Genomic DNA, 9,909 nt, shown 5'->3' with positions numbered 1-9,909 from the left:
TATGCTATGCTTTCACAAGTGGGCGCAAAGTTACCATTTATTTATCATATTCTGAACTTCTTCGTTCAAAATTTTAGCAAATTCTTCAAATTTCATAGTTCCTTTGTCACCTTCGCCTTGTCTACGAACAGAAACTTCTCCATTTTCAGCTTCTTTTTCACCCACAACCAGCATGTAAGGGATACGTTTCATTTCGTTGTCACGAATCTTACGGCCAATCTTTTCGTTGCGGTCGTCCACCAATGCACGCACGTCATATTTTCTCAACTCCAGACGTACCTTGTCAGCATAATCGTTGAATTTTTCAGAGATAGGCAGAATAGCCACCTGATCCGGAGTCAGCCACAACGGGAACTTACCGGCAGTATGTTCTATCAGCACAGCCACGAAACGTTCCATTGAACCAAACGGAGCACGGTGAATCATTACCGGACGATGTTTCTGGTTATCTGAGCCCATGTATTCTAACTGGAAGCGTTCCGGCAAGTTGTAGTCCACCTGGATGGTACCCAGCTGCCAACGACGACCGATGGCATCCTTTACCATGAAATCCAGTTTCGGGCCGTAGAATGCAGCCTCACCGTATTCTACTTTAGCCTTCAAGCCCTTTTCTTCACAAGCTTCAATAATCGCCTGTTCAGCTTTTTCCCAGTTTTCATCGCTACCGATATATTTTTCGCGGTTTTCCTTGTCACGCAGAGAAATCTGTGCTTCAAAGTTCTCCAAGCCCATAGACGTAAACACGATAGAAATGATATCCATCACGCGGAGAAATTCATCTTTCACCTGATCTGGACGGCAGAAGATGTGCGCATCATCCTGTGTAAAGCTACGTACACGAGTCAATCCGTGCAACTCACCACTCTGTTCGTAACGACATACCGTACCAAATTCAGCCAGACGCAGCGGCAGGTCACGATAAGAGCGCGGAGAGTTCTTATAAATCATACAGTGATGTGGACAGTTCATCGGTTTCAAAAAATATTCCTCACCTTCTTCCGGAGTATGAATAGGCTGGAATGCATCTTTACCATATTTTGCATAGTGACCGGAAGTCACATACAGCAGTTTGTTACCAATAGGTGGGCACATTACTTCCTGGTAGTCATAACGCGCCTGGATACGACGAAGGAAATCCTGCAAACGGATACGCAAGGCAGTACCTTTCGGCAACCACATCGGAAGTCCCTTACCGACTGTATCCGAGAACATGAACAAATCCATTTCCTTACCTATCTTGCGGTGGTCACGTTTCTTGGCCTCTTCCAACATTACCAGATATTCATCCAGCATCTTCTTTTTCGGGAAAGTGATACCATAAATACGTGTCATCTGCTTGCGGTCTTCCTGACCTCTCCAGTAGGCACCGGCCACTGACAGCAGCTTGATAGCCTTGATAGGAGCCGTAGAAAGCAAGTGCGGACCACGGCAAAGGTCGGTAAACGCACCCTGAGTATAGGTACTGATATGACCGTCTTCCAGTTCAGAAATCAACTCACACTTGTAAGTTTCCCCTCTGTCGCCAAACATTTTCAAAGCATCTTCCTTTGAAATGCTCTGACGAACCAGTTCCTCCTTCTTGGCAGCCAGTTCGGCCATTTTCTTCTCAATGGCGGGCAGGTCACCTTCCTTGATGACAGCTTCACCCGGATCTACGTCATAATAGAATCCGTTTTCAATAGCCGGACCGATACCGAACTGAATGCCCGGGTACAATTCCTGCAATGCCTCAGCCAGCAAGTGTGCACTTGTATGCCAGAAGGCATGCTTTCCTTCTTCATCTTCCCATTTATAAAGAACGAAGTTTGCATCTTCGTTGATAGGACGATTCAAATCCACAGTTTCACCGTTCACCCCACAAGCCAATACATCCTGTGCCAGACGGGAACTGATGCTTTCTGCAATCTGCAGACCAGTAACTCCTTCGTTATACTCACGAACGGAGCCGTCAGGAAAAGTTATCTTAACCATAGTCTTTTTGTATTAATCTGTTATTGAGACGCAAAAATATAAACTTTTTAGTTAAAGAAAAATATTGCATCCAATTATTTCTCCTCTATTGTCGTAAATCGCTTGATAATATTGTAGGCCGAAAATATTCCCAGTTCACCCGCCTTACTCAAATCCTGAATACCCTGTCGGTTGTTACCTAAAAAGATATTGGTCAGCCCCCTGTTATAGTAAGCATCCGCAAAACGGGAATCCAGTTCAATGGCCTTGTTGTAATCTACCAGCGCAGCCCGATAATCTTTCATTACCGCCAAGATGTTACCCCGGTTATAATACGCATACACAAAATCGGGAGCCAGTTCAATCACACGATCCAAATCTTCACGCACCTTATTATAGTCATACGAACGCACTTGCAAGTTCTGCTCCTCCACCGTTTCCACTTCAAATTTCCGGTCACGCCTACGGTATTCCAGCTGCTTGTAATAAATCAGCGCACGACTGAAATAAGCCGGGAAGAACGTAGAGTCACAGCGGATAGCCTCATCCAAATCTTTCAACGCATTGTCAAAGTCCTGCACTAAATAGAAATCGAGCGCCCGGGCATAATAATGTAACACATTACCCGGCTCCTTCACAATGGCAGCCGTCTGTTCATCGATAGAAGCAAAATGCTGCTTCACCTGCTCTTCCGACAACGAAGCCTCGTTATTCGTAATCAACAGACGATGCGGAAGCACCCTGCGTGCATTCAAGTCGTCGATACCTTTATAATAATTGACCTGACGCTTCACTTCTTCCGGACGCTCGTAGTAGTTCAGGGCAAACATCGGCTGTGGCAGAATTGTCACATTCTTGTCCTGCACCCTTCCACGGTAATCCGTCTTGTAGCGGTCGTCTTCCGAATCATTGTCGGCCACCACAATCTTGCGGTAGTTTTCCACGTTCTTATCCGATTTCTTACGCGTCTTGTCGTTCGAAGCTGTCTGCTTCTTCGTTCCGTTCTGCGCTTCAATCTGCGCTTTCAGCACCTTAAACTCATCAGCATCCGCCCCTTTCAGGTCGCCCACCTTTCTTCTGGCCTGCGCACGATACTGATATCCGGCCAGGAAGTTAGGATATTCTTCCAGCACCGCCGAATAATCCTCGATAGCCCCGGAATAATCACCCGTGCGGTCGCGCAACAACCCCCGGTTGAAACGGGCCATCAGATTGTCCGGCTCCATCTTGAGCACAAAGTCGAAATCCTCAATCGCGCGGTTGTCATCCCCCACCTGCGCACGAAGCAAACCACGGTTATAGTGTCCGATAAAATTATTCCGGTCCACATCCAGTGCCAGGTCATAATCCGACATCGCCCCCCTCAGGTTATTCTGATGGTATCTTGCCAGCGCACGGTTGATGTACACGCCCGCATTACGCACCGACAGACGAATCGCCTCCGTCAAGTCCGTTTCCGCATCCTTATACTTTCCGCGCTGCAAAAACAGCATCCCCCGCGACGACCATGTATCCGGATTATAGCGGTCCATCTCGATGGCCTTGTCCGCATCGTTCATGGCCTGCAGCGTATCCTTCTGCTTCAATGAGACCTCCGTACGCATCAGGTACGCATCCGTATAACGCGGAGAGATACGAATCAGCGTATCCAAATCCGCACGTGCCTGCGCATATTCCTCCTCGTGCATCCGGCACAAAGCCAGGTTATGCCACAGACTGATGTTCTCCGGGTCCATCTTCAGGGCCTTGCGGTAATCCTGGATAGCCCCCTGGTAATTCTGCTGGCGGATACGTGAGATACCCCGAATCTGATACGCATTCACCACAAAAGGATTGCGTTCCAGCGCCAGCGAGCAGTCGGCCTCCGCCCCCTGATAATCATCCAGGTTCATTTTGGCCAGTCCACGGTAAAAATACGGTTCAGCCAGATACGGTTTCGCCCCGATAACCTGATTAAAATACTGGATAGAGAGGACATAATCCTCAAAATAAAGTGCATTTTTCCCGATGGTCATAACCCTGTCCGTATTAATCTGCGACAGGGCAACCACCGGGAAAAACATACCTATATATAATATGTATAGGAATCTTTTGATCATTTCACCGTTTTCACTTTATAAGAGCAACGAGCTTTACCATTCACCATGCCGTTCAGCTTGCCACGAATCATCTGTTTGCGCAAAGCAGACAAATGATCGATAAACATGGTACCATCCAGGTGGTCGAATTCATGCTGCATCACACGGGCCAGATAACCTTCCACCCACTCATCGTGCGGCTGCATGTTTTCATCCAGGTAAGTCACGTGAATCTTGTCCGGACGCTTCACACTTTCGTGGATACCTGGCAGGCTCAGGCAACCCTCTTCCATAGACACCATTTCCTCCCCCTTTTCCAGAATATGCGGATTAATATACGCACGTTTGAAATCCTTAAACTCCGGCATATCATCCGACAGCACGTCCAGGTTCACCACCACCACACGGATAGGAAGTCCCACCTGAGGCGCAGCAAGTCCCACCCCGTCGGCACGGTCCATCGTTTCAAACATATTTGTAATCAGCTCTTTCAAGCCTGGATAATCTGGAGTAATATCTTGAGCTTCCTGACGCAATACAGGCTGCCCGTATACATAAATAGGTAAAATCATATGTTCTAAAGTTTATTAAATTACATTCTTTTTGATTCCAAATAAGATTGCAGAATAATCGTGGCACTAATTTCGTCCACCAACGCCTTGTCCTGACGTGCTTTCTTCTTCAGTCCGCTGTCAAGCATCGCCTGATGTGCCAGCACAGAAGTAAAACGTTCATCCACCAGTTCCACAGGCATATCCGGCAACTTTTTTTTCAGTTGCGCCACAAACGGCTTGATATACTTCATGTTTTCGGAGTCCTCATTGTTCATCTGCTTGGGATGCCCCACCACGATGCGCTCTACCTTTTCCTGCGCCACATACTTCAGCAAAAAGTCCATCAGCTCATGTGTCGGTACGGTAGTCAATCCGTTCGCTATAATCTGCATCGGATCAGTCACTGCAATTCCGGTGCGTTTCCTGCCATAATCTATTGCTAAAATTCTGCTCATACGTCGGCAAAAGTACAAATTTATTCCTTACTTATTTATATATAAAACTTAAAAAAAGCATACCATAAAGCCCTCAAGGCTCTAAATGACAGCTTTCGGCTTCAAATAAAATCAAAGGCCACATCGGATTTATGAAAAATATACGTACCTTTGCACGCATAGATTACATTTTACATCACACAATATGCAGGAAAAAATTATTATTCTTGACTTCGGTTCACAAACTACGCAGCTTATCGGCCGCCGTGTACGCGAGCTGAACATGTATTGCGAAATCGTTCCTTACAACAAGTTTCCGTACGACGACCCGTCGGTTATCGGCGTAATTTTGTCGGGAAGCCCTTTCTCAGTGTATGATGAGAAGGCTTTCAAAGTTGATTTAACCCACATCCGCGGGAAATATCCCATCTTGGGTATCTGCTACGGCGCACAGTTCATGTCATACACCAACGGAGGAAAGGTAGAGCCGGCCAACACACGGGAATACGGGCGTGCACATCTGGCAACATTCGACCACCAGAACCCACTGCTGAAAGGCATCCGCGAACATTCTCAGGTTTGGATGAGCCACGGTGACACCATCACTGCCATCCCCGAAAACTTTGAAATCATCGCTTCTACCGACAAAGTAGCCGTCGCCGCTTACCAGGCAAAGAACGAAAAGCTCTGGGGCGTACAGTTCCATCCGGAAGTGTTCCACAGCGAAGACGGAACTTTGCTGCTGAAGAACTTCGTAGTAGACATCTGTGGCGGAAAGCAGGACTGGAGTGCCGCTTCTTTCATTGAAACCACAGTAGCCGAACTGAAGCAACAGCTTGGCGACGACAAGGTTGTGTTAGGACTGAGCGGTGGCGTTGACTCATCGGTTGCAGCCGTATTGCTGAACAAGGCCATCGGAAAGAACCTGACTTGTATCTTCGTAGACCACGGAATGCTTCGCAAGAACGAATTCAAGAACGTATTACACGACTATGAATGCCTTGGTCTGAACGTAATCGGCGTAGACGCCAGCGAAAAGTTCTTCTCAGAATTGGCAGGTGTAACCGAACCCGAACGCAAACGTAAGATTATCGGTAAAGGCTTTATCGACGTATTCGATGAAGAAGCACATAAGATTCAGGATGTGAAATGGCTGGCACAGGGTACCATCTATCCTGACTGCATCGAGTCATTGTCCATCACCGGTACCGTTATCAAGAGTCACCACAACGTAGGTGGTCTGCCGGAAAAGATGAACCTGAAACTCTGCGAACCTTTGCGTCTGCTGTTCAAGGACGAAGTACGCCGCGTAGGTCGCGAACTGGGTATGCCAGAGCACCTGATTACCCGTCATCCGTTCCCGGGTCCAGGCTTGGCTGTACGTATCCTGGGCGACATCACTCGTGAAAAAGTACGTATCCTGCAGGATGCCGACGACATCTTTATCCAGAGCTTGCGCGACTGGAAAGTAAAAGACGAAAACGGTAACGAAACTTCCTTGTACCACCAGGTATGGCAGGCCGGCGTAATCCTATTGCCGGTACAGAGCGTAGGAGTTATGGGCGACGAACGTACCTACGAACGTGCCGTAGCACTGCGTGCGGTAACAAGTACCGATGCCATGACAGCCGACTGGGCTCACCTGCCCTACGAATTCATGGCCAAGGTTTCGAACGACATTATCAACAAAGTAAAAGGCGTGAACCGCGTTTGCTATGATATTTCTTCCAAACCGCCAGCCACCATCGAGTGGGAATAAGAAACACACTCATCCTTTAGTATAGCAAATGAGGCTGTCTCAAAATAGAATTGTAAAAGTAAAAATCTTATAGATTGAAATTTAGAAATAAAACACCTCCTGCTTTAGCCTTTGTTTATTGCAATTATAGGACTAAAAGCAGGAGGTTTTTATGTTTTAGCTTATAGATTGTAAGCAAGCCTATCTCTGTTTTTTATTTTGAGACAGCCTCTATTTCTTTTAGTTCAAAAGCAATCTCTTTTTCCGGATAAACAACCAGTAGGCCGTAAGCACCAGCAATCCGGTAACCACCCACGACACCGGATACACCATCATCAGCACATCGTATCCCCTCCACACCGGAGACACCCCATACACCCAGACAATACGCAACAGGCAGGTTCCAAACACCGTGAGCACGGCCGGAGTCAGCGACTTTCCCATTCCGCGCAACGATGAACCGGCAATCTCATAACTGCTGGCAATAAACTGACAGGCCAGCACAATGTGCATGCGGATAACCCCGAAATGATGCACCATCGGCACATCCGAAAAGAAGCCCAAAAAGAAATCATCCTGCCAGGCAAAAAGCCAGTTGAAGGCTGCACAGAAGGCCAGGCTCGAGCCCATGCAAATCCAGAACACCCGATGCACCCGGTCCATTCTTCCGGCCCCATAGTTCTGGGCAATGAAGCTGATGGCAGCCCCGTTGAATCCCTGAATAATGAAATAGCAATAATACTCAAAGTTGAGCGCAGCCGACGAACCGGCAATCGCATCGGCCCCGTAGCTGTTGATAGACGACTGCACCACCACATTCGAAATGGAGAAAATCATGCCCTGCACTCCCGCCGGCACTCCGATGCGCAGCATACGGCTCAACTCCACCCCATGAATCTTCATCTTGTCAAAATGCAGCCGGAAAGGTTCTTTCTCCTTACGCAGCAAACGAATGATTAAGGTGGCACTGACCGCATTGGCTATGCCCGTAGCTACAGCCACTCCTGCCACTCCCATGCCGAAACCTATCACGAACAGCAGGTTCAGCAAGGTATTGACTACACCGGCCATGACCAGAATATACAGCGGGCGTCGTGTATCGCCCATACTTCGCAAAATGGCGGCACCGAAATTAAATGCCATAATAAAAGGCATTCCCAGGAAATATATACGCAGGTAAGTCACCGCCTCATCCAGCACATCCGGCGGAGTGCCCATCCATGTCAGAATCGGCCGGGCAGCCACCTGCCCCAACACCAGCAAAAAGAATCCGCTGAGAAGTGCCACCAACTGCACTGTACTGATAGCATTGCGTATGCTCCTGTCGTCCTGCTGCCCGATGTGGTTGGAGATAATGGCACAGGCTCCCATGGAAACACCCATAAACAGGTTTATCAATAACCCGATAACCGGCGCATTGCTTCCCACGGCTGCCAGCGCCCTGCTTCCTACGAAGTGGCCCACTACTGCCACATCCACCGAATTAAAAAGTTCCTGTAACAAACTGCTGGCTGCTAACGGAAGGGCAAACAGCAAAATTTTCTTGAACAACGGCCCGTTCAGCATATCTATCTCATTGCTCTGGACACGTTTTTTAGTCACACTATTATCCATCTTTTTACCTTCTTCAAAATGCGCGGCAAAGTTACGGTAAAATTGGATATCCCTTACCTATTTTCATCAACTTTCCAATTACAGACAAAAAGGATTGCCAGTCAACATTTCTGCCACATGACAATCCTTAAGCTTATGTGCTCAACAATAGAAATTCCCATATAAATTTTCAGGAACTATTCTAAAACACAAATCCCTAAAATTCAGATTCCTTAAATATAAATACAAGCTCACCTTTCCGATTGGTACATCCACAAATAGTCTTTCCTCCTTCCTGCAAAACAACACAATAAGTCAATCCATCTGAAAAATGACTTTGCAAACGTTCTGCTCCTAAAATCATATCTCCCATATCTGTTACAAAACAATTGCTTATCAGGATATCATCTCCAGAGTAAGAAACCGCATTATCTAAAGACCTGTTATTCAAATCTGTATGGAACTCAGAAACCACTTTAAAATTCTTATCAATCAATGCAAGACTATATCTGGCCGAATTATTCAAACGGACAAAAGCTTTTCCATTATGGAAATAGCTGGCATCTCTCAATCCGTCAAAGGCTATATTTCCCTGCTTATCAATATAACATTTACTCCCATCCCGCTTTTCTACCACGGCATAACCTTCGCTAAACGGCCCAGGTTCTGAAGAAAATTTTGCTTCAATTACCATCTTACCAGTTTTATCAATGTAGCCCCATTTTCCGCTTGCCGTCTGTACAGCAGCCAATCCGTCATTGAAATTCTGTACTTTTGAATAACTTGGCGCAATCACCAGGTTACCATTTTCATCTCTAAATCCATACAACTGCTTCGAATAGCTATAATGAGCAGCAAGCCCTTCACACAACGGACGAGGAGTTTCCAAATTTCCAAACTTCACTTCCTCAATCAGGTTATTATACACCGGTTCCCCCTTTGTATTAAAATAAACCACCTTCGTTACTTTACTGTATCCTTTTTGAACAGATATAAATCCTGCGGCAACTCCATCTACAAAATTTGTACAATCATACACAGGTAACTCCATCACAACCTTGCCAGTTTTATCTATCAATGACATATTCCGTGCCATGCCCTTCTTCGCTGGACAAACCCCTTGATAAAAACGTGGATATGCCCGCATAAAAGGCAGACCATAATTATAATCCAATACTTTATTTCCCAATGTATCTACAAAGAAACATTTCTTGTCCACCTTCACAAAAGCCACTCCATCAGAATAAGAAGCCATATCTACATAAATACTAGGACTTACATCTACTGAAATAACTTTTGTACTGCTTGTCACGACAGGGCATTTCATTGTTGTTTTCCCGTCGTACAGTGTAGCCTGATGTATGCCATTCACCGTAGTTCCTGTCTGAGGTGCATCATTGGCTGTTTTCCCCGTATTAGTATTACTCTTGGAAGCATCTCCCCCTAAAGCCTTATCCACTGTTTCGAGCATATTACTAATTTTCTTAAAGAACTGCGCTTCTGCCGGTTGAGGAATTGCACCTAACACACACAAGCTAAAGCCTGATACTAATAGATTTCTT

General features: G+C 46.4%; 7 protein-coding genes. 1 reads left to right on the top strand and 6 read right to left on the bottom strand.

Annotated elements, in window-relative coordinates; translation table 11 throughout:
• Nucleotides 1–30: 30 nt before the first annotated feature.
• The 4 genes from thrS to ruvX all read right to left on the bottom strand — a co-directional run bounded on the left by thrS (nt 31) and on the right by ruvX (nt 5,037).
• Complete coding sequence (thrS, locus tag ACMJ0U_RS09030) at nt 31–1,971, bottom strand: threonine--tRNA ligase (protein WP_417129641.1); 1,941 nt, start codon at nt 1,969–1,971, stop codon at nt 31–33.
• 74 nt (nt 1,972–2,045) lie between these two features.
• A complete protein-coding gene (locus ACMJ0U_RS09025; RefSeq protein WP_417129640.1) occupies nt 2,046–4,049 on the bottom strand; it encodes a tetratricopeptide repeat protein in 2,004 nt (667 codons plus the stop codon).
• Complete coding sequence (gene def / locus ACMJ0U_RS09020; RefSeq protein WP_417129639.1) at nt 4,046–4,600, bottom strand: peptide deformylase; 555 nt, start codon at nt 4,598–4,600, stop codon at nt 4,046–4,048. The genes ACMJ0U_RS09025 and def overlap by 4 nt, the downstream gene beginning before the upstream one ends.
• Before the next feature lie 20 nt (nt 4,601–4,620).
• On the bottom strand, nt 4,621–5,037 hold the full coding sequence (ruvX, locus tag ACMJ0U_RS09015; RefSeq protein ID WP_417129638.1) for a Holliday junction resolvase RuvX: 417 nt from the start codon (nt 5,035–5,037) through the stop codon (nt 4,621–4,623).
• Between the two features lie 184 nt (nt 5,038–5,221).
• Here ruvX and guaA point away from each other — a divergent pair, with 184 nt between their 5' ends.
• Nucleotides 5,222–6,775, top strand: a complete 1,554-nt coding sequence (gene guaA / locus ACMJ0U_RS09010; RefSeq protein WP_417129637.1) for a glutamine-hydrolyzing GMP synthase — start codon at nt 5,222–5,224, stop codon at nt 6,773–6,775.
• A 219-nt stretch (nt 6,776–6,994) separates the two neighbouring features.
• Here the strand turns inward: guaA and ACMJ0U_RS09005 are convergent, their stop codons facing one another.
• Both ACMJ0U_RS09005 and ACMJ0U_RS09000 read right to left on the bottom strand, forming a co-directional pair.
• Nucleotides 6,995–8,368 (bottom strand): MATE family efflux transporter, encoded by a 1,374-nt coding sequence (locus ACMJ0U_RS09005; RefSeq protein WP_417129636.1) that lies wholly within the window; start codon nt 8,366–8,368, stop codon nt 6,995–6,997.
• A 196-nt stretch (nt 8,369–8,564) separates the two neighbouring features.
• The coding region (locus ACMJ0U_RS09000) for a WG repeat-containing protein (protein WP_417129635.1) at nt 8,565–9,909 on the bottom strand (1,345 nt) is incomplete at its 5' end.

Origin of the sequence: Phocaeicola sp., assembly GCF_048170425.1 — a bacterium.
Lineage (GTDB): Bacteria > Bacteroidota > Bacteroidia > Bacteroidales > Bacteroidaceae > Phocaeicola.
The sequence above is the reverse complement of the archived record's forward strand: the minus strand, read 5'-3'. Positions and strand labels throughout refer to the sequence as shown.